19 protein-coding genes and 3 pseudogenes are annotated in these 19,022 nt (G+C 66.9%); 16 read left to right on the top strand and 6 right to left on the bottom strand.

Annotated elements, in window-relative coordinates; translation table 11 throughout:
* Nucleotides 1-4 precede the first annotated feature (4 nt).
* Nucleotides 5-712: pseudogene (locus tag OH735_RS37975) on the bottom strand (transcriptional regulator); the annotation flags it as partial.
* Between OH735_RS37975 and OH735_RS37970 the strand changes: the two are divergent.
* From OH735_RS37970 to OH735_RS37960, 3 genes and pseudogenes are all read left to right on the top strand, one after another.
* A pseudogene (locus OH735_RS37970) lies at nt 694-876 on the top strand (IS110 family transposase); the annotation flags it as partial. The pseudogenes OH735_RS37975 and OH735_RS37970 overlap by 19 nt on opposite strands.
* 287 nt (nt 877-1,163) lie before the next feature.
* Complete coding sequence (locus OH735_RS37965) at nt 1,164-4,028, top strand: glycosyl hydrolase family 95 catalytic domain-containing protein (RefSeq protein WP_406386329.1); 2,865 nt, start codon at nt 1,164-1,166, stop codon at nt 4,026-4,028.
* A 110-nt stretch (nt 4,029-4,138) separates the two neighbouring features.
* Nucleotides 4,139-4,375: pseudogene (locus OH735_RS37960) on the top strand (hypothetical protein); the annotation flags it as partial.
* Between the two features lie 132 nt (nt 4,376-4,507).
* On the opposite strand, the gene OH735_RS37955 reads toward OH735_RS37960, so the two are convergent.
* The 3 genes from OH735_RS37955 to OH735_RS37945 all read right to left on the bottom strand — a co-directional run bounded on the left by OH735_RS37955 (nt 4,508) and on the right by OH735_RS37945 (nt 6,566).
* On the bottom strand, nt 4,508-5,032 hold the full coding sequence (locus tag OH735_RS37955) for a hypothetical protein (RefSeq protein ID WP_406386328.1): 525 nt from the start codon (nt 5,030-5,032) through the stop codon (nt 4,508-4,510).
* 141 nt (nt 5,033-5,173) lie between these two features.
* Nucleotides 5,174-5,578, bottom strand: a complete 405-nt coding sequence (locus tag OH735_RS37950; RefSeq protein ID WP_406386925.1) for a transposase family protein — start codon at nt 5,576-5,578, stop codon at nt 5,174-5,176.
* Nucleotides 5,579-6,077: 499 nt separating this feature from the next.
* Nucleotides 6,078-6,566 (bottom strand): hypothetical protein, encoded by a 489-nt coding sequence (locus OH735_RS37945; RefSeq protein WP_406386327.1) that lies wholly within the window; start codon nt 6,564-6,566, stop codon nt 6,078-6,080.
* A 69-nt stretch (nt 6,567-6,635) separates the two neighbouring features.
* On the opposite strand from OH735_RS37945, the gene OH735_RS37940 reads away from it, so the two are divergent.
* The 12 genes from OH735_RS37940 (at nt 6,636) to OH735_RS37885 (ending at nt 16,038) form a co-directional block, all read left to right on the top strand.
* Entirely contained in the window at nt 6,636-6,854 is a 219-nt protein-coding gene (locus OH735_RS37940; protein WP_406386325.1) for a hypothetical protein, read from the top strand.
* On the top strand, nt 6,848-7,399 hold the full coding sequence (locus OH735_RS37935; protein ID WP_406386923.1) for a transposase: 552 nt from the start codon (nt 6,848-6,850) through the stop codon (nt 7,397-7,399). The genes OH735_RS37940 and OH735_RS37935 overlap by 7 nt, the downstream gene beginning before the upstream one ends.
* Complete coding sequence (locus tag OH735_RS37930; protein WP_406386323.1) at nt 7,396-7,818, top strand: hypothetical protein; 423 nt, start codon at nt 7,396-7,398, stop codon at nt 7,816-7,818. Before OH735_RS37935 ends, OH735_RS37930 begins: the two co-directional genes overlap by 4 nt.
* Nucleotides 7,819-8,002: 184 nt before the next feature.
* The gene (locus OH735_RS37925) at nt 8,003-8,614 is read left to right on the top strand and encodes a winged helix-turn-helix domain-containing protein (protein ID WP_406385022.1); all 612 of its coding nucleotides are present in this window, start codon (nt 8,003-8,005) and stop codon (nt 8,612-8,614) included.
* Nucleotides 8,538-9,080: a transposase gene (locus tag OH735_RS37920; RefSeq protein ID WP_406381518.1), complete on the top strand. Its 543-nt coding sequence runs from the start codon at nt 8,538-8,540 to the stop codon at nt 9,078-9,080. Before OH735_RS37925 ends, OH735_RS37920 begins: the two co-directional genes overlap by 77 nt.
* 293 nt (nt 9,081-9,373) lie before the next feature.
* The gene (locus tag OH735_RS37915) at nt 9,374-9,670 is read left to right on the top strand and encodes a hypothetical protein (protein WP_390000653.1); all 297 of its coding nucleotides are present in this window, start codon (nt 9,374-9,376) and stop codon (nt 9,668-9,670) included.
* A gap of 58 nt (nt 9,671-9,728) precedes the next feature.
* Complete coding sequence (locus tag OH735_RS37910) at nt 9,729-10,799, top strand: hypothetical protein (RefSeq protein WP_406386321.1); 1,071 nt, start codon at nt 9,729-9,731, stop codon at nt 10,797-10,799.
* A 221-nt stretch (nt 10,800-11,020) separates the two neighbouring features.
* On the top strand, nt 11,021-11,257 hold the full coding sequence (locus tag OH735_RS37905) for a hypothetical protein (protein WP_406386319.1): 237 nt from the start codon (nt 11,021-11,023) through the stop codon (nt 11,255-11,257).
* A 404-nt stretch (nt 11,258-11,661) separates the two neighbouring features.
* Nucleotides 11,662-12,138, top strand: a complete 477-nt coding sequence (locus tag OH735_RS37900) for a hypothetical protein (RefSeq protein WP_406378493.1) — start codon at nt 11,662-11,664, stop codon at nt 12,136-12,138.
* Nucleotides 12,139-12,207: 69 nt separating this feature from the next.
* Nucleotides 12,208-13,041 (top strand): transposase family protein, encoded by an 834-nt coding sequence (locus OH735_RS37895; RefSeq protein WP_406386318.1) that lies wholly within the window; start codon nt 12,208-12,210, stop codon nt 13,039-13,041.
* Nucleotides 13,042-13,785: 744 nt separating this feature from the next.
* Nucleotides 13,786-14,277: a tyrosine-type recombinase/integrase gene (locus OH735_RS37890; protein WP_406386317.1), complete on the top strand. Its 492-nt coding sequence runs from the start codon at nt 13,786-13,788 to the stop codon at nt 14,275-14,277.
* 171 nt (nt 14,278-14,448) lie between these two features.
* Entirely contained in the window at nt 14,449-16,038 is a 1,590-nt protein-coding gene (locus OH735_RS37885; RefSeq protein ID WP_406386315.1) for a tyrosine-type recombinase/integrase, read from the top strand.
* Between the two features lie 4 nt (nt 16,039-16,042).
* On the opposite strand, the gene OH735_RS37880 is transcribed toward OH735_RS37885, so the two are convergent.
* On the bottom strand, nt 16,043-16,645 hold the full coding sequence (locus OH735_RS37880; protein ID WP_406386314.1) for an Imm21 family immunity protein: 603 nt from the start codon (nt 16,643-16,645) through the stop codon (nt 16,043-16,045).
* A gap of 392 nt (nt 16,646-17,037) precedes the next feature.
* Nucleotides 17,038-18,396 (bottom strand): MFS transporter, encoded by a 1,359-nt coding sequence (locus OH735_RS37875; protein ID WP_406386312.1) that lies wholly within the window; start codon nt 18,394-18,396, stop codon nt 17,038-17,040.
* A gap of 109 nt (nt 18,397-18,505) precedes the next feature.
* Here OH735_RS37875 and OH735_RS37870 point away from each other — a divergent pair, with 109 nt between their 5' ends.
* On the top strand, nt 18,506-18,991 hold the full coding sequence (locus OH735_RS37870) for a MarR family winged helix-turn-helix transcriptional regulator (protein ID WP_406386311.1): 486 nt from the start codon (nt 18,506-18,508) through the stop codon (nt 18,989-18,991).
* Nucleotides 18,992-19,022 lie beyond the last annotated feature (31 nt).

Here is a 19,022-nt window from a genome sequence, read left to right as displayed (position 1 = left end):
TCTCCTACTCTCCGTTGTCGACGTCGGTGACGGTGCCGTCCTTGATGTACCGGGCGAGGTTGAGCTCCGGGGCGTTGAACCGCTCGCGGACTTCCTCGCCCCACAGGACGGACTGGGTGCCGTGCTTGACCAGGCCGGGGTTGATGCCGAGCTTGAAGCTACCGGGCAGCGGCTTGCCCTCCCGGTAGGGCAGGAAGTCCAGCGGGCTCTCGCCGTTGGCCGCGTAGACGACGCAGTCGGACAGGATCGCGATCGGGTACTGCCCGGTGAACGCCGCGTGCTTGACGATCTTGCGGTGCAGGTTGATCCGGGTGCGGGCGATGACGGCCGCGCGGATGTCGGGCCGCCAGGTCGGGCGGGACAGTGCGCGCCACGGCTCGCCCGGCCGCCAGCCCTCCCCGCGCGGCCGCTCGCGCAGCTTCCCCAGGCCGCCCTTCACCGTTGCCTTGACCGCCGAGACGACGATCGCCAGCTCCGGGTCACGGCTCTTGTAGCCGTCCATCGCGGCGAGGAAGTCGGCCGGGGCGAGGTCGGCGTCGACGCCGAGGTCGGCCATCGTGGCGAGGAAGGCGTCACGGAGCCGGTTGTACCAGCCGTCCAGGTAGCGGCCGTTCTCGTACCGGACCCACGCCTCGATCGGCGCGACGTCGTAGCCGAGCTCCACCGCGTACGCCACGGTGGGCGTCGCGTACCAAGCTGCAGCACCCGGCCGTCCTCACGCTGCTGGAACGGTTCGGGTCCCCGGCCCAGATACGCAGGGCAGGCAGGCGGCGGCTGGTCACCCCGCGGCGGGCGAAGGCGCCGAGGATGGCCGAGCGGCTGGTCGAGGAGATCTTCGCCGCCCTGGACGAGCAGACCGTCAGCGTTCCGGGGACCTTTCCAGGTCCGCTGACACCACACACATCGGATCTCTTAGCGGTCCCCCGCCGCAGATTCGTTGACTCTCCTCCTATAGGACGTGCATACTCCCTGCCAAGTCACCAGTCGACCAAGCGATTTCATCCGATCTCTTTGTCCCCAACTCCCAGTCGCTCAACGACGAGACCACTCGAGGAGGAGGCAGTTGCCAGGCGTTGCCGGTGCCCGCTTGAACGGGTCGGGCGGTCCCAAAGGTGGTGGGGTCGTCGTTCCAGCCCAACGGGGCCAATCACGTCGGTCATCCCGTGATCGCCACTCTGATAGAGGTCAACATGAACATGCGAAGTAAACTTCGACGCCGCAGCGTGCTGGTGGCGTTGCCATGGCTGGCCTCCGCCATCGTGGCACCCGGCGCTCTTGGGGCGCCCCGTAACCAGACGGCGGCCACCGCGCAACTCGCGGACTCCAAAGGCAATCCCCTGCGTATGTGGTACACCACCCCGGTGTCTGACTGGGAGAACCAGGCGCTGGTGCAGGGCAACGGCACGACTGGCCTGATGGCATTCGGCAACCCCGGGCGAGACCGCCTCCACTTCAATGAGAAGACCCTGTGGACAGGCGGGCCTGCTAATGGGCGCACCTACCTCGGTGGCAACAAGGCGACAGCGATCACGCCTCAGCAACTGAACAACTACCGCCTCGCTCTCGACAACAAGGCCACCAACGTCTTCGGCCTCCCGCCCACCGGCGCCGGCGGCTCCAACCCGCAACTCACCAGCCTGATGTTCGGCAACACAGGTGGAATGGGCATGTACCAGGACTTCGGTGACCTCTACCTGGACTTCAGCGCCACCGGCATCACCGACGCATCGGCATCGAACTACGTCCGCGACCTAGACATGAGCACCGCCGTCTCGACTGTGAACTTCGACCACGGCGGCGTGCACTACCAGCGTGAGTACTTCGTGAGCTATCCCGACCAGGTCGCCGTGGTGCGCCTGAGTGCCTCCGAGCCGGGCAAGCTCACCTTCACGACGTCGACGACGGCGGCGAGCGGACTGACCACCACTGCCACCGCGGATCCGAACGAGAAGCGGATCACCCTCGCCGGCCAGGTGAACGACAACCAGATGCGGGCCGAGATGCAGCTCAAGCTGCAGAACGAGGGCGGAGCTGTCTCGAGCAGCGATGGCCGCACGCTGACGGTCACCGCCGCCGACACCGTCACGCTCGTCTACTCGACGGGCACGAACTACAAGAACGATTACCCGACGTACCGAGGCGAGGACCCGCACGGCAAGCTCACGCAACGCGTGGACTCCGCCATCGCCAGCGGATACGGCGCCCTGCTCGATAGACACCTGGCTGACTACCAGGAGCTCTTCTCACGCGTGCAATTCGACGTAGGCGCAACCGTGCCCGATATCCCCACCGATCAACTCATGAGGAACTACCGCGCAGGATCCTACGATCTCGCAGTCGACCAGATGGCGTACCAGTTCGGTCGCTACCTCAGCATCGCCGGCTCGCGGATCGGCGACCTTCCCACCAACCTCTGCGGCCTGTGGATGATCGGCAGCGCGAGCGCCTTCTGGGGAGCGGACTACCACTTCAACGTCAACGCCCAGATGAACTACTGGCCGGCGGTGATCACCAACCTCGCCGAGACCCAGGTGCCGTTCAACGAGTTCGTCAAGTCGCTCGTCGTTCCGGGTCGACTGACGGCTGAGCGGTCCGCAGCGGTGAAGACCGAGGACTTCGCAAACGCGCCGCTCGGGACCGGCAAGGGATTCCTCATCAACACCCAGGTGAACCCGTTCGGGCACACCGCGCCGATCGGTTCGCAGGAGTACGGCTGGAACATCGGCGGATCGTCGTGGGCGATGCAGAACCTCTACGACTACTACCTCTTCACCGGCGACGAGACCTTCCTGCGCGACACCGCGTACCCCATGCTCAAGGAGATGGCCGCGTTCTGGAACGAGTACCTCTGGTACAGCCCATACCAGAAGCGACTTACCGTGGCGCCAAGCGTCTCAGCCGAGCAGGGCCCGACAGCCGTCGGAACCACATACGACCAGTCCCTGGTGTGGGAGCTCTACCGCATGGCGATCGAGGCCTCCGAGAAACTCGGGGTCGACGCGGACCTGCGCGCGGTGTGGCAGGACAAGCAGTCGCTGCTCAACCCGATCCTGATCGGGCAGCAAGGTCAGGTGAAGGAGTGGTTCGAGGAGACCACCCTCGGCAAGGCCCAGGCTGGCGATCTCCCCGAGGTGAGCATCTGGAACTTCGGTGCCGGTGGCAGCGCCAACCAAGGCTCTGTGCACCGCCACACATCGCAGCTCGTCGGGCTCTTCCCCGGCATGCTTATCAGCAAGGACACGCCCGAGTGGATGGATGCTGCCATCAAGTCGCTCGAGCAGCGCAGCCTCAACGGCACGGGTTGGTCCAAGGCTATGAAGATCAACATGTACGCCAGGACCGGCCTCGCCGAGGACACCTACTCCATGGTGCGCGCGATGCTCGCCGGGAACCGGAACGGCCTGATGGACAATCTGCTGGACTCCCACCCTCCGTTCCAGATCGATGGCAACTTCGGGCTGACCGCAGGCATGACCGAGATGCTCGTGCAAAGCCAGCTCGGCTACACCCAGTTCCTCCCGGCACTCCCCAGTGCGTGGAAGGACGGGAGCGTCGACGGCCTCGTCGCGCGCGGAAACTTCGTCTTGGACATGAAGTGGGCAAATGGCGCCGCCACGGAGTTCCGGGTGACGGCTCGCAACGGCGGCACGTTCGTCGGTGACTACCCGGGCATCGCGCAGACTACGGTAAAGGACGCGGACGGCAACCTCGTAGCCGTAAAAGCCAACGGCTCGGACGAGATCTCGTTTGACACGACCAAGGGGCAGACCTACACGATCGCCTTCGAGCCCGTAGGTGTTGGGTTCGCCAACGTCTCCTGGCACGTCGATCGCGCCGAGACCGTCGGGGAGCTCGCGAGCTCCGCCGCGGAACAGGTCCGGCAGCACATCGCGCAGGCAGAGCACCTTGCGCAATCGCCCGCGTCGAACCGTGCGGTCATCCGGCAGCTCGACAACGCGGCACGAAAGGGGAAGGCGAGTACGAAGTTGGTTGAGGCACTCAGTGCGCTAGCAGCCACAGTCCGCTGAACCACCGAGGCGCGTGCCCGGCGACGTCGGTCGCCGGGCACGCGCCCCTCTTGCTAGCCGTGGTCGACGCGGCGCCTTGAGGGCCGCGCAGAAGTCGCCGGACGGCCTCCTCACACTCCGAGCACCTCGCGGAGCAACTCGCCTCCCGCGCCCTCACCAGCGGACAGCGCATGGTCCACGTCCGGCGCGACGAAGACGGGCGGATCGTCGGGGCCGACGGCGAGGACCAGGAGCACCGCACCGACGCCGCTGCCGAGTCAATCCTGCTCCACTTCTCCTCCCCCGGGCCGCCGCCACCATCGCGGCCTTCCTCCGCACGCGGGTCTACCGGGCCGGAATCCCTGGTGTAACTGGAGGGCTACCAGGCCCTCATACGCGATCAGCGAACTTTTGAGGCCCAGCCACCTCAGCGCGGTCTCGCCGTGGACTGATCCCTGTTGTCTTGGGACGTCACGTGCTGCCTGCTGCCGCGGTGCGTCTCAGTTCCTGATGAGAGGCTCGTAGGGGCAACCCTCCGGCGTGAAGATGAGGACGAAGTTCTCTCCCACCCGAACAGCCGCCTCCCGCAAGCGAGCCAGGACGTCTGCTTGGTCCGGAAGGTCGAGGCCGAGGGCTGCGGCGGCACGCTCTCTTCGGGCCACGAGGTCCGGCATGTCCTCCAGGTACTCGGCCGCGAGTTCGCGACTTTCCTCGTCTGTGAACGCTTGGCAGTCGCGCCACCACGGGGCGACCGGCAGCAGCCGCAGGAGCTCGGGCAGGCCGATCGCAACCAGAGCCGCACCTCCTTCGGAGTCGGCATAAAGGATTGGACGTTCCTCGCCGCCTTCACCACAGAAGAAGTACGTGCCCCCAGCGCCGTCGCCGGCGAAACTCTCGAGCGCGGCGCCCGAGGCTAGGTGGACTTCCTCGACATGGTCGCCTCGGTCCCGGTCGAAGTCACCCGGCCAAGCGAGAAAACGGGCAGCTTCGTCCTGTTCGCGGACGACAGAGATCAACGAGTCCATGGGCCGCACCTTACGGCTCGCTGGTTGACAAGAATCATTGAGAGATTTTCATCCTGATTTCGCAGGTCACGTGGCTGGTGTGTGCCGGGAGTGACGTACTCGCGCTGGCCGGAAGCGTGATCGTCTGGGGGAGATCGTTTGTCACCTCTGGACTTCGGTGTTCGCCAGGACGAGCAGGGCTCGCAGGAGGGTGGTCGCGTGGCGGGCGTTCATCCGGACCTTGGTGAGGAAGCGCCAGGATTTGAGGTTTGCGAAGCCGTGTTCGACGGCGGCGCGTTCGCGGCTGAGCAGGCGGTTCGCTTCCTTCTCCGCGTCGGTGAGCTTGTGGTTGCGGGTGGCCTTGCGGCCGGTGATGATCACTGGGTTGTCGTCGGGTTCGTCGTCCAGGCCGATGAAGCCGAGGTCGGCCAGGGCGCCGAGTCCAGCCTGACGCAGGTGTGTGGTGAGCTTGTTGTGGCGGGCGGTGGTGATCTCGCTGCAGCGTCCGGGCTTGGCCGCGGAGATCCAGATCAGATTGCCCTTCTCGTCGGTGAGGGCGAGGAACAGCAGGCCATGGGGCCTTGTGCTTGCCGCTGTAGTTCTTCCGGTTCTCGGCCCCGGTGCGGCGGCGGGTGCGCACGAGGGTGCCGTCGAGCAGGACGACGACGCCGCCCTTGCGGGCGATCTTCTTCAGTGCGCGGTCCAGGCGCGGGGCGCGGGCGGACAGCAAGTCGATCGCTTCCAGCACCCAGCGGCGCACGGTGGAGGCGGAGACATTGTTGCCGCCGGCCATGTCGAGGAGGCGCTGGTCGTGGCGGAGCACGGCGAGCACAACGATCGCCTGGGTGCCCGGGGTGACCTTGCGCCATCGGGTGCCCAGCTCCTTGCGCCACTTGCGTATCAGATCGGCGACGAGATCGATGGTTCGCTTCGACAGCGGGAGGCGGACCTGGTAAACAGCTTTGCGAGAGCCCTCGGCGGGCTGGTGAGTCTTCACACGCGAACCAACTACCGCCGGGGGTCCTCGCGTTACGCCCGGAACCGGCCCCTCCGTCGCGACCGGGGCTCAGCGCGGCAGATAGCGGCCCGAACCGGTCCGCCGCAGCCAGCCCCGGTCGGACAGCTTGCGCAACTGGCCGCGGACCGGCTCGATCTTTCCGGGCGTGGTCTCCCGGCCCAGAGCGATTGCGACGTCCTTGGCCATCACCGGCCCCGCCGCATCCGTCACGATCTCCATGATCCGCCGATACTCCGGCGTCAGGACAACCAGTCCCCTGCCCTCCACCCGGTGCGGCACCACCAGCATCCCGCCGGCCCCCGGCGCCGCCACGACCCGCTCCCGCTCCGGCTCCGGCTCCGGCTCCGGCTCCGGCTCCACGATGCCCGACCGGCGACGGCCGCCGTCCGTCTCCTCGGCCCACTGCCCGAAGACCGTCTCAGCGGCCTCCAGCCGGGCCACCTCAGCCTCGATCCCGGTCAGCTCCTTGCGCAGCAGCTCAGCGCGTTCGGCCAGCTGAACCCGCCGCTCGACCGTCCACGTCAGCACGTCCGTCACGCACATCCCTCCCGACGCAGAACCTACGAAATGCGACGTCGGGCCGCCCGAGAACCCGAGAAGCAACCCGTGACAGACGATCACCTGCTAAGGATCACGCCGGAGACCAGCGCGAGCACCCCACCCGCTCCTCACGCCACCATCCTGACCTGCTACTTCAGGATGGAAAATGATCAGTGGGAGCTGCTCCCACACGACTTCCCGCCGCCCGGCGCGGTGAAGTACTACTTCTACCTCTGGCGCGACGAGGGCATCGACCAGACCGTTCATGACCTGTTGCGCTGGTAGGTGCGGGAGATGGCACGCCGCAAGGCGGACCCGAGCCTGGTGGTGCTCGACACCCAGAGTGTTCATGCGGCAGCCGGGGTGCCCGCGGAGTCGACGGGGTGCGATCCGGCAAAAAAGTACCGGGCCGCAAGCGCGGCCTGGCCGTTGACGTGTTGGGATTGGTGATCGCGGTGGTCGTGGTGGCCGCTTCGGCGCATGAGAACGCCGTCGGGATCGCGTTGCTGGACAGGGTCGCCGCCGACACCGACACGGTAGAGAAGGCACTGGCCGATCAAGGCTTCAAGAAGGCCGTCGTCGCGCACGGCGAAAAGGTGGGCATCGAGGTGGAGGTCGTGGCGCGCAACCCCGCGCAAGCCGGGTTCGTCCCCCAGGCCAAGCGGTGGGTCGTGGAGCGCGCATACGGGATCTTGATGCTGCACCGCAGGCTGGTGCGCGACTACGAGCATCTACCCCGTAGTTCGGAGTCGCGGGTGTACTGGGCGATGACCGCGGTGATACTGCGCCGGTTGACCGGGGCGACCGTGCCGGCCTGGCGCACCACATGAGTCGCGGGGAGCTGACGCTCGGCGCGGTGCTGGCACGGCTGGAGGAGCGGGAAGGCGAGATCACCGCACAGGCCGAGGCGGTGCGGGAGCAGATCACGCAGCTGACCGCCCGGCTCGACGAACTCGCCCGGGCCGCCGAGGAAGTCCGGGTCACCCGCAAGACGCTGATGGAGCTGCCCGAGCCACAACCGCCCGCGCCGCCGGCACTGAAGCTGCCGGACCATCCGGCCTACCAGCAGATCATGGCGGTGTTCGCCGCGACCGACCATCCGTTGCGGGCGCGGCAGGTCTGTGAGGCGATGGACCTGCCGGTCGCGCCCAACAACATCAACAACGTGCGCCTGAAGCTCAAACGGCTGGCCGACCGGGGAATCATGGCCGAGACCGAGGCAGGCTTGTTCTCCCTGCCCCGGCCGTAACCGACCAACGTCGCCACGGCCTGCCCGTTCACCCCGCACGAAACGAAGAATCGCGCATCAGGTCTCGTACCACCCTCTAACAACCTCAACAACCAGGATCAGCCGTTACTGATTTCGGCGTTTCGGGGTCTGGATTTGTGTCGGGAGGGGTGACGGGGTCCGTCCGGGCTGGTACGCCGGAGGTATGCGGTATCCGGACGGGGGCGGGCTGACCGCCGAGCAGCGCAGGCGCCGGGAAGAGGTACGGATGCGGGCCGTTGACCTCTTCGATGAGGGCGTGGAAGTCCCGTGCATCGCCCGGGAGTTACGGGTGAGTGAGAAGTCGGTCTACCAGTGGCGCCGCACCTGGAGGACGGGCGGACGCGAGGCGCTGCGTTCCAGAGGCCCCTGCGGCTACGACTGTCGGCTCGGCCCACACCTGCAGACCAAGCTCGCGATGTGGCTTGATGAGGGGCCGGCCGCGCACGGCTGGGCGGACGACCAGGTGTGGACCGCCGCGCGGGTACGCACGCTGATCGGGCGGAAGTTCCACCTCTCCTACAGCGTCTCCGGGGTCACTCGGCTGCTGCACCGCATGGGCTACAGCGTGCAGATGCCCGCCCGGCCCGCCGCCGAACGCGACGAGGACGCGATCACCGCATGGCGGGAGGCGACCTGGCAGGAGGTAAACCCTCCGGGCGGCGACCGGCGCGTTCATCTGCTTCGAGGACGAAGCGGGCGTGACCGGTCGGCCGCCCAAGGGCCGCACCTGGGGCCGGCGCGGCATCACCCCGAGGGTCAAGGTGCCCGGCCGTAGCCGGGGACGTCTCTCGGTGGCCGGTCTGCTGTGCTACCGGCCGGGCCTGCCCGCCCGTCTGTGCTACCGGCTGCGTCGGCATACCGGCCGCAAGGGCGAGCGTCGCTCGCTGGGCGAGGCGGACTACATACGCCTGTTGGATGGCGCCCACCAACTGCTCAAGGCCCCGCTGATCGTGGTGTGGGACCGGCTGAACACCCACATCTCCAAGACGATGAAGGCACTCGTTGCCGAGCGGGACTGGCTGACGGTGGTCCTGCTGCCCGGGTATGCGCCCGACCTCAACCCGGTCGAGGGCCTGTGGGCGCACATCAAGCGGAGCCTGGCCAACCTGGCCGCCCGCACCCTCAGCGAGCTGGAGACTCTGCTCCGCAGGCGGCTCAAAGCGCTGCAGTACCGGCACGGCATCCTCGGCGGATTCCTCGCCGGGACGGGCCTCGCTCTCGACAGACCGGACAGACCCTAATACGCCGAAGTCAGTAATTTGACACACCCCATCCCGACCTTGGACAGTTGCTTCACTCGGCCGGGTCGTCCGGTGTCGGATGTTCGATCACCCGGGCGTTCATCCTGCTGCGGCTCTACAATCGGCGGGTAGGGGTCCGGGTGGGCGGAAGCCCTCCCCATACGAGAACGGTGTCGGCGGCTGGTGGATGCCCGGGTCCCGCGATGTCGGCCCGCGCCCGTGGGTCGGTTCCCTACACGACGTCCGTGTCGGGGGTGTTCGGTCTTGCTCGGGGGGCATGGATGAGTCCAGTCGTGCAGCGTTTCGTGGGCGCGGTGGGGGCGGTGGCGGTCGCCGCGGTGGTGAACGTGGCCACCGGGTTCCTCACCGATCACCGATCGGCGGCGTGGTGGGCTTCCGCGGCGGTGTTGCTCGTGGTGGGGGCCGCGGTGCAGTGGTGGCTCCCGGTGGTACCAGCGCGAGGCAGGAGCCAGTGGGCCGAGGGCAACAGGGTCGGCGGCTCGTTCACCCAGACGTCCACCGGGCCCGCAGAGCAGGAAGCGCGCCGGAACGACATCACGGGCGATTTCGGCCAGCGCCAGGATGGGTGAGCCGCGGAAGGAATCCCGACGCCCGTTCCGTTGGCGCCCCGCGCGGCGACTCGAGACCGTGCAGGGCGCGGAAGGCAACACCGTCGGCGGGAGTCTCCAGCAGAACACCGTCGGCCGTGACCAGCACAACATCAACATTCACATCGCCAATGCCGCCGACGAGCAACGCCTTCTCGAGCAGGCCCGGCGCGTGTGGGAGGCCCAGCACCACCTCACTCATTCCGATGAACACCTTCCCGGACAACCCCTGGGCACCTCACCGCAACCCGGTCTCGCCCCGCACCCCAAACCGATCTATATCGGAGCCGAGGCCGAGAAGACGCCGACCACCTCGCGTGGACTGAGCCGCCGCACCGTCCTGCTCGGCGGCGGCGCCACACTGGCCGCGACGGTCAGCGCACTCGTCGCCGTACGCCTCACCGGCACCGACGGGAAGAAGGTGCAGGGCCCGAAGCCGTTGAGCGATCGGAACGCTTTCAGGGAAGCGGGGTTTACGACACGAATCGATGCCGTGATGCAGACGCCGGACAACATAAACGAGTATTGGGTCTTCTCGGGGTCGCAGTTCATTCGCATCCGAGTGGCGAACGGAAAAAACCACATAGATACCGTGGTGCAGAAACCGATGCCGTTGAGTGACTGGGGTGCTCTCCGCACCAGTTCGTTTACACGAATCGATGCCGTGATGCAGACGCCGGACAACATAAACGAGTATTGGGTCTTCTCGGGGTCGCAGTTCATTCGCATCCGAGTGGCGAACGGAAAAAACCACATAGATACCGTGGTGCAGAAACCGATGCCGTTGAGTGACTGGGGTGCTCTCCGCACCAGTTCGTTTACACGAATCGATGCCGTGGCGCAGACGCCGGACAACATAAACGAGTATTGGGTCTTCTCGGGGTCGCAGTTCATTCGCATCCGAGTGGCGAACGGAAAAAACCACATAGATACCGTGGTGCAGAAACCGATGCCGTTGAGTGACTGGGGCGGGCTCGGCAGTTACCCAAACTTTGCGGCAGGGATCGACGCCGTGATGCAGATGCCGGATGACACGAAGAAGTATTGGGTCTTCTCGGGACAGGAATACATTCGTACGTCGTGGTCGGGTTCGGCGTGGTCGGTCATATAGACCAGCGGGTCTGTCAAACGACGAGCGGCTCTGTTCCGTAGTCGGTGGTGACGGCATGTGACGAGTCTCGTTGACATGACATGCGTGACGTCAACTCCCTTGTGGAAACGGTGTTTTCGGGGCTCGCGTCGCTGGTCATCGAGGAGGTGGGTGGATGCTGGTGAGGTGATCCGGGTCGTGGCCCGGACCCGGGATGTTCCCTTGTCACCCGCAAGACGCTGATGGAGCTGCCCGCGCCGCCGGCACTGAAGCTGCCGGACCATCCGGCCTACCAGCAGATCATGGCGGTGTTCGCCGCGACCGACCATCCGTTGCGGGCGCGGCAGGTCTGTGAGGCGATGGACCTGCCGGTCGCGCCCAACAACATCAACAACGTCCGCCTGAAGCTCAAACGGCTGGCCGACCGGGGAATCATGGCCGAGACCGAGCCAGGCTTGTTCACCCTGCCCCGGCCGTAACCGACCAACGTCGCCACGGCCTGCCCGTTCACCCCGCACGAAACGAAGAATCGCGCATCAGGTCTCATACCGCCCTCTGAAAACCCGAGGGCGAGCTTGCCCCCTGCGTGGCCGATAAATAGTGATACCGGGCCCGGACTGGGCCTATTAGTCAACTAATCGGCCCAGCCCGGGCGCCGGATGGAGCAACTGCCATCCACCAATAAGCCCTTGGGGAGAGCGGACCATTGATCATTTTCCATCCTGAAGTAGCAGGTCAGGATGGTGGCGTGAGGAGCGGGTGGGGTGCTCGCGCTGGTCTCCGGCGTGATCCTTAGCAGGTGATCGTCTGTCACGGGTTGCTTCTCGGGTTCTCGGGCGGCCCGACGTCGCATTTCGTAGGTTCTGCGTCGGGAGGGATGTGCGTGACGGACGTGCTGACGTGGACGGTCGAGCGGCGGGTTCAGCTGGCCGAACGCGCTGAGCTGCTGCGCAAGGAGCTGACCGGGATCGAGGCTGAGGTGGCCCGGCTGGAGGCCGCTGAGACGGTCTTCGGGCAGTGGGCCGAGGAGACGGACGGCGGCCGTCGCCGGTCGGGCATCGTGGAGCCGGAGCCGGAGCCGGAGCCGGAGCGGGTCGTGGCGGCGCCGGGGGCCGGCGGGATGCTGGTGGTGCCGCACCGGGTGGAGGGCAGGGGACTGGTTGTCCTGACGCCGGAGTATCGGCGGATCATGGAGATCGTGACGGATGCGGCGGGGCCGGTGATGGCCAAGGACTTCGCAATCGCTCTGGGCCGGGAGACCACGCCCGGAAAGATCGAGCCGGTCCGCGGCCAGTTGCGCAAGCTGTCCGACCGGGGCTGGCTGCGGCGGACCGGTTCGGGCCGCTATCTGCCGCGCTGAGCCCCGGTCGCGACGGAGGGGCCGGTTCCGGGCGTAACGCGAGGACCCCCGGCGGTAGTTGGTTCGCGTGTGAAGACTCACCAGCCCGCCGAGGGCTCTCGCAAAGCTGTTTACCAGGTCCGCCTCCCGCTGTCGAAGCGAACCATCGATCTCGTCGCCGATCTGATACGCAAGTGGCGCAAGGAGCTGGGCACCCGATGGCGCAAGGTCACCCCGGGCACCCAGGCGATCGTTGTGCTCGCCGTGCTCCGCCACGACCAGCGCCTCCTCGACATGGCCGGCGGCAACAATGTCTCCGCCTCCACCGTGCGCCGCTGGGTGCTGGAAGCGATCGACTTGCTGTCCGCCCGCGCCCCGCGCCTGGACCGCGCACTGAAGAAGATCGCCCGCAAGGGCGGCGTCGTCGTCCTGCTCGACGGCACCCTCGTGCGCACCCGCCGCCGCACCGGGGCCGAGAACCGGAAGAACTACAGCGGCAAGCACAAGGCCCATGGCCTGCTGTTCCTCGCCCTCACCGACGAGAAGGGCAATCTGATCTGGATCTCCGCGGCCAAGCCCGGACGCTGCAGCGAGATCACCACCGCCCGCCACAACAAGCTCACCACACACCTGCGTCAGGCTGGACTCGGCGCCCTGGCCGACCTCGGCTTCATCGGCCTGGACGACGAACCCGACGACAACCCAGTGATCATCACCGGCCGCAAGGCCACCCGCAACCACAAGCTCACCGACGCGGAGAAGGAAGCGAACCGCCTGCTCAGCCGAGAACGCGCCGCCGTCGAACACGGCTTCGCAAACCTCAAATCCTGGCGCTTCCTCACCAAGGTCCGGATGAACGCCCGCCACGCGACCACCCTCCTGCGAGCCCTGCTCGTCCTGGCGAACACCGAAGTCCAGAGGTGACAAACGATCTCCCCCAGACGATCACGCTTCCGGCCAGCGCGAGTACGTCACTCCCGGCACACACCAGCCACGTGACCTGCGAAATCAGGATGAAAATCTCTCATTGGGCACCGTTCCCAGCCACTCCCGACTGGCCCAGCTCGGTGGAGGAGATCCGAGAGACGTTCGGCGGGTGCTGCTGGATCAGTACATCCCGCGTGAATGCCGGCCGGGGCTTAGCCTCGTCGTTTCGGTTGAGGTTGGTCCGGATGCTGGCCGGATACGCGAAAGTGCCTTCCTGAGCTGGGACGATGAACCTTGTCTAGGGGTTTGATCGTCGCCGGAGGAAGGCACTTTCTGCGTGAAGGGTATCGGTTCTCGTCCCAGGTTCGTGGTGTCCGCTGACGGGGCGGGGGTGATGGGACATGCTGGATCGCGGTTGCTTGCTGATCTCGCCGATGCAACTGGGCTGACCGGTGCGTACTCCGTCGCGTTGCACCCTTTGAGGCCACGTGGGACCGGCCACGACCCGGGCCGGATCATGACGGACCTCGCGGTCAGGCGGCATCAACGGCGTCAGCTGACACTGTCTCAGGCTCTGTACATCAGCCCGTACATACCTCTGCACTACAGCCCGTACGCCGACATCGACCGGGCTGGCCACCCGCCGACGCAGCGGCCACCGCGGGGCACCGTTGCTGCGCACGCCCCGCACCCTCCCGCGGGTCCTTGGCCCGGGCGAGGTCGAGGCGGTGCTCGCTTGCAATGCTGCTGGGCGGGCTGCGCCGCTGCGAAGTGCTCGGCCTGCGTCTGAACAACCTCTCGCCCGGTGAGCGTCGGGTGTTCATCAGCGAGGGCAAGGGCGGTCATCAGCGCCTCATACCGGTCTCCGGGCAGTTCTTCACCGCCGTCGGCGATTATCTGGACCGCGAACGTACTGTCGTCGACCACGGCCGGTTGTTCGTCGTGCTGCGCGGCCCGACCCGCGGCCGGCCACTGTCTGCAGACGGTCTGGACGAGATCCTCGGCGGCGCCCGGAAGCGGACCGGGCTGCCCCGGCTGTCCTGCCATCAGCTCCGCCATACCTGCCTGACCCGGCTGCGGGAGGCGGGCATGGCCCTGGAAGCGGTCCAGGCTCAGGCTGGCCACCGCTCCATCGAATCGACCCGGATCTACATCCACCTGGCGAACAGCTGGCTCGTCGAGCAGTACCTGACGGCGAGTGCCGCCATCGACGCCGACACGGCAGACGCCTGATGCGCCGGGCCCGCGCCGCGGCCTTGCCGATCGTGCGCCCGGACCTTGTCGAGCACTACCTCGCCCACCAGGCCGGGCAAGGCATGAACACCGACCACAAGGTCCGCTGGGGAGCTCGCGTTCAACCACGAGACCCACCGATTTATCAGCTGGCTCGCGGTCACCGGACGCATGCAGCCGGGCGCGGACTACCTGGTCGCCCGCCGGCCACGGTTGGGCATCGTGCTGGCCCGGACAGACCCGGAACTGCACCTACGGTTCATGGAGACCGCCCGGACCCTCGGCTTCCGCGACGCGCTGGCCATGTCCCAGTTCAACCTGCTGGGGCACTTCGTGGCGCTGTTCGGTCGGCAACCGCACAAGCTGCAGCAGGCAGACCGGGACGAGGGACGCAGCCTGCTCCTGGAGGCGGCCCGTCGCATCCCCAACCGCGGCGTCAAGGCTCTGTCGACCTCTCTGTTCAATCTTGAGGCGACGCTGTTTCACTGCGGATTGTCCGACGAGCTTCCGCGCCGCCGGCACCCGGACCGGGCCGACATCCGCGCCGCAGAGTGGTCACGCGTCGCGATTGAGATGGCCGCCACGATGCAGCACTACCTGCAGCAAATCGACGGGACGCTGCTGCCGGGCACCGTGAAGAACGCTGAGTTGACGCTTCGGGAATTCGCTCTGCTGGTGGCTGCCGAGGACACCACCGTGACCTGCGTTGCCGACCTGAAGCGGCGACACGTCGAACGCTACCGACAGTGGCTGCTGGAGCGGCCGGCCGCCCGCGGCGGGCCACTGCACCGGCACACCGTCGGCGACAGGCTCAGCAACTCCGTGGATTCTTCCGCCGCCTGGACGAGTGGGACCCATGACCGCCCTGACCGCCAGCTGGTGTTCGACAGCGACTTCCCGATCGCGGACGAGCCGCTGCCGCGCTTTCTCGACGACGCTGCGGCCGCCAAATTGCTGGCAGCCGCCCGACGCGATCCCGATCCGTTCGCAAGGCTGGCGATCGAGATCCTTGCCCGCACCGGGATGCGCCGCAGCGGGATGCTGGGTCTCACCATCGACGCGGTGGTGCAGATCGGCTCCACCTACTGGCTCCGCGTCCCGGTCGGCAAGATGCACACCGACCGATACGTTCCCTTGCACCCACAGCTCAAGACGCTCCTGGACAAGTGGCTGTTGCACCGGCCCGAGGGCCTGCGCTCGAACCTGCTGTTCACCGACCACGGCCGCCCGGTCAACGCCTCCCGCATAGAGGCTGCTGTCCGCAAGGCCGCCCAGGAGGCCGGGCTCGGCCGGGTCACGCCGCATCAGCTGAGGCACACCCTGGCCACCCAGGCGATCAACCGCGGCATGTCCCTGGAGGCCATCGCCGCGCTTCTTGGACACAGGACGTTGTCCATGACACGTGTTTATGCGCGGATCGCCGACCGGACTGTCGCCGATGAGTACTTCGCGGTCTCGGAGAAGGTCGAGGCCCTCTACGACGCCCCGCGCCAACTGCCGGCCGAGGCTGAGGGCTCGGAGATGGCCAAGCTCCGCAGGGAGATGCATCGCCGGATGCTCGGAAACGGCTACTGCGCTCGCCCCGTCGAGATGGACTGCCACTTCGAGTCGATCTGCGAATCCTGCACGTTCTTCGTCACCACGATCGAGTTCCGCCCCACCCTCCAACGCCAGCGCGACGACGCGGCAGCCAAGGGGCAGGTGGCACGGGAACAGATCTTTGACGGACTCCTCAGTCGACTTGATGAGGATGCCTCCTGATCTCCTATCCGAATGAGTCTGCGTCAAGGGGCAGAAGCTGGACCAGACCCACCGAAGTGTCGTCGTTTGGGGAAGCGTGGACGGCGCGGACTGTCCAGCGGCCTGGTCGTATCGGGACGGGGGCCTGCTCCGGCAGTCCTCCGCCGTTCGGGTACTCGACGTCCAATTCAGCTCCGGCGATGACAGAGTCCATGAGCACCGCCGGGCCATCCGTCTCCCAGGCACCGCACTTCTCCCACTGGGTGGTGGGGTCGGTGAGTACAGCCTTGGCTGCGGCAATCAGGTCGGTCTCGGAGTCGGCGCCGAGCCAGCGGACGAAGGCTTGCTGTTCCGGCAGGTAGCAGGTGGTTGCGGGTTGGTCTGCCAGGACAAGTCCCTTCGCGCCCTCCTCGTCGATAGCAATCACGCCGGCCAGTTCGTCCACCTCGCAAGCGCGGTCGTAGTCGTCCGAGACGTCCCCGTCGCCAATGACCATCCCCGACTCCGTGCAGCCACGCCATTTATCCAGTACGGAAACTGGTACGGCGATCAGGGGGCCGCCCATCGACTCGACCCAGGTGAGGGAAAGTTCGGCTGAACTGACTGCGGTTGAGCAGGACGTCTTCATCGCGCCAGTATCACCCGACCGCTGACAATGCCTTCCTCCGGCTGCGGAGCAGTCTTACTGACATCTTGCCGCGGACCGGCCCACCCTCGATGCGCCCCGATCGAGGACCCAGACCGGATCGCCCACCTGGATATACGACGACGGGCCCGACTCGGCGGCACCACACGAGTACCGACATGCGGCCTGACCAGCCTGGATGTGGTTTTCGGCAAGGGCAGGGCTGCCACAGGCCGGCCGCCGGCGCCTCCGGGTCCCCGAACCTGGAGGCGTGGAACCCGACAGGCGCCGGCGGCAAGCACAACAACCGGCTCACGCGAGGAGGCGGAGACCCCCGCGGCCACCCCCTCGCCCCTCGTCGTCCTCGTCCGGCCCGGCAGCTCGCTTCCGGCGCGTCAGGAGGGGCGTTGTTCTCGCAGGTCCTTCGCCTTGACCCCGACCAGCAGCAGGACGACGGCGAGCAGCACGATCCCGGCGCTGATCTGCAGGCCGAGCGACAGGCTGCCGGTGCTGGCCTGGATGAATCCGAGCAGGGACGGCGACGCGGCCGCCGCGAAGGACCCCATCGAGGTGACGAGCGCGATCCCGGTGGCCGCCGCACGTTCACTCAGGTAGATGGAGGGGATGGAGTAGAAGACGGTGAGGCCCGAATAGTGGGCCGCGGCCAGGATCGCCAGGAGCACCACGACCATGGCGACATCGTCTCCGGACACCGAGATCGCCACCATGGCCAGGGCCGCGACGGTCCAGCTGAGGGCCGCGTGCCAGCGGCGTTCCAGGGTGCGGTCGGAGTGCCGTCCCACGATCAGCATGACGACGATGCCGAGCAAGGGCGGCAGGGCGGAGAAAAAGCCCAGGTCGAGGACGTCCGCGACGCCTGCGTCGGCGATGATCCGCGGCGTCCAGAACGACACGGCGTTGGCGAGCGTGTAGGCCCCGCAGGCGCAGAGGCCGATGATCCACACCTTGGGGTCTCTCAGGGCGAGCAGCAGCCCGCCCTGTCCCTTGCCGGTCGTCTGCTCGGCCCTCTTGCGCTGCTGGTCCGCGTCCAGGTCCAGGCGGACGGCCGCCCGCTGGGCGGGAGTCAGCCAGCGTGCCTGCTCGGGTTCGTCGACGAGCCACAGCAGGACGGCGCCGGCGAGCAGGATCGGGGGAATCCCCTCGATGATGAACAGCCACTGCCAGTCCGCGATCCCCGTGCTGCCGTCGAAGGCTTTCATGATGGCACCGGACATGAGGGAGCCCAGGACACCGGAGACGGGGACGCCCGCGAAGAACACCGCGGTCATGCGCGTACGCCGTGCGGAGGGGAACCAGCGCGAGAGGAAGTAGAGGGCTCCGGGGAAGAAGCCGGCCTCCGTGACGCCGAGGAGGAACCTCGCAATGTAGAAGGTGATCTCGTTGTGGACCAGTGAGGTGGCGAGGGTGACGACGCCCCAGGACACCATGATGCGCACGAGCGTCTTGCGGGCCCCGAGCCGGGCCAGCAGCGCGCTGCTCGGTACTTCGAAGAGGATGAAACCGACGAAGAACAGGGTCACGCCGAGGCCGTAGACGGCGGAGCCGAAGCCGAGGTCCCGCTCGAGCCCGTGCTGGGCGATTCCGATGTTGGTGCGGTCGATGAAGCTGACGACGTAACAGATGACCAGGAGCGGCATGACGCGCCAGGCGATGGTGCGATAGGTCGCGGCGCGGTCGACTGTGGAGGCGTCGACTGCGTCCTGTGGTGCGGTGGAGGTCGAGGGGTCGGCCACGACGTACGACTCCTTTGTCGAGGTATGTCGCCAAGAGCGGCGGGCGTGGCGATTTTCCGACGCTCAAGTTGATAAAGTCAACAGCTTCGGCAGAGATACCATGCCGCCCATGGTGAAACGTGACGACGGCCGAGACCTTGCGCCAATCTCCGAGCTACTGTCCTACCGGCTCTCACGGACGTCCTCGGCCCTGTCGCGCAGTGCGGCGCTCAGGTACCGACGCGAGTTCGACGTGAGTCTCGGTGAGTGGCGCACCCTCGCCCTGATCGCGGCCGATCCGACGCTGACGCTCAACCGGCTGGCCCGGCGGGCCGGCCTGGACAAGGCCCAGATGAGCCGCGTCGTCCGCGGCCTGGTCGAACGCGGTCTCGTGAACCGCACCGAGGGGGTGGGCCGCAGCCGACAGTTGGCCCTCACCGATTCCGGGGTCGAGGTCTACCGGGGCCTCATCGAGGCCGCGAACGAGCGGGACGCGGCTTTCGCCGCACTCCTCTCCGACGAGGAGGCGCAGGTCCTGGGGCGCGCCCTGGAGAAGCTGGCCGACCTGGCGCTGTCCCTGGAGCGGCGGGAGCGGGAGCGCCTCAAGGAAGGTTAGGTGTTGACTTTATCAACAGCTGGGGGGTAGT

Source organism: Streptomyces sp. NBC_01618, from assembly GCF_045209435.1.
GTDB lineage: Bacteria > Actinomycetota > Actinomycetes > Streptomycetales > Streptomycetaceae > Streptomyces.
This window is presented reverse-complemented; position numbering and strand designations above follow the sequence as displayed.

What these genes read in the sequence shown, in the direction of transcription:
- OH735_RS37955 (WP_406386328.1), bottom strand. Translation starts at nt 5,032, where the DNA reads ATGGACTCGTTGATCTCTGTCGTCCGCGAACAGGACGAAGCTGCCCGT.
- OH735_RS37930 (WP_406386323.1), top strand. Translation starts at nt 7,396, where the DNA reads ATGAGTCGCGGGGAGCTGACGCTCGGCGCGGTGCTGGCACGGCTGGAG.
- OH735_RS37925 (WP_406385022.1), top strand. Translation starts at nt 8,003, where the DNA reads ATGCGGTATCCGGACGGGGGCGGGCTGACCGCCGAGCAGCGCAGGCGC.
- OH735_RS37905 (WP_406386319.1), top strand. Translation starts at nt 11,021, where the DNA reads ATGGAGCTGCCCGCGCCGCCGGCACTGAAGCTGCCGGACCATCCGGCC.
- OH735_RS37890 (WP_406386317.1), top strand. Translation starts at nt 13,786, where the DNA reads ATGCTGCTGGGCGGGCTGCGCCGCTGCGAAGTGCTCGGCCTGCGTCTG.
- OH735_RS37885 (WP_406386315.1), top strand. Translation starts at nt 14,449, where the DNA reads ATGCAGCCGGGCGCGGACTACCTGGTCGCCCGCCGGCCACGGTTGGGC.
- OH735_RS37880 (WP_406386314.1), bottom strand. Translation starts at nt 16,645, where the DNA reads ATGAAGACGTCCTGCTCAACCGCAGTCAGTTCAGCCGAACTTTCCCTC.
- OH735_RS37870 (WP_406386311.1), top strand. Translation starts at nt 18,506, where the DNA reads ATGGTGAAACGTGACGACGGCCGAGACCTTGCGCCAATCTCCGAGCTA.